Genomic DNA, 760 nt, shown 5'->3' on the forward strand with positions numbered 1-760 from the left:
AATAACCCAGATGGTATCGAAATAAAGCAGAATAAAGACGAAAACGGTATTCCAAAAGACGGTATTCCTTTCCATCCTTTCTATAGTGTGCACGATATTGTCGGTATTGTTGTTTTCTTGTTTGTATTCTGTGGTGTTGTCTTCTTCTTCCCTGAGATGGGTGGTTACTTTATCGAGAAGCCAAACTTTGAACCAGCAAACCCGCTGAAAACGCCTGATCATATTGCTCCTGTTTGGTACTTTACTCCATTCTACGCAATGCTTCGTGCTGTACCTGATGCATTCTTGGGTGTGGTTGTGATGGGTGCTGCAATAGCAATTCTGTTTGTCTTGCCTTGGCTGGACAAGAGCCCTGTTAAGTCTATTCGTTATAAAGGCTGGATCAGTAAAGTTGCGCTAGCGTTGTTAGTCGTATCATTTTCTATACTCGGTTATTTAGGTGTTGTTGTTGCGACGCCTGAAAGAACGCTATGGGCGCAGATTTTGACTGCTGTGTATTTTGCCTACTTTTTATTAATGCCTTGGTATACAAAGATTGAAAAAACCAAGCCAGTTCCAGAGAGGGTGACAGGATAATGAAACATTTATTAATTGCGGTTTTCTGTTCTGTTATTTCTTTAGGTGCTTTTGCTGCAGGTGGACCTGCAGCGCCTATGGATCACATCAAAACAGACATTTCAGATAATGAGTCTTTACAGAATGGTTTATCTTTATTTGTGAACTACTGTTTTGCTTGCCACTCAATGAAGTACGCTCGTTA

At 40.8% G+C, this 760-nt stretch carries 2 pseudogenes; both read left to right on the forward strand.

The annotated features are described in order from the left end of the window. Positions 1 to 576 (forward strand): annotated as a pseudogene (locus A3729_RS03125) (cytochrome b); the annotation flags it as partial. Further along, a pseudogene (locus A3729_RS03130) lies at positions 576 to 760 on the forward strand (cytochrome c1); the annotation flags it as partial. The pseudogenes A3729_RS03125 and A3729_RS03130, both read left to right, overlap by 1 nt.

Source organism: Oleiphilus sp. HI0043 (genome assembly GCF_001634935.1).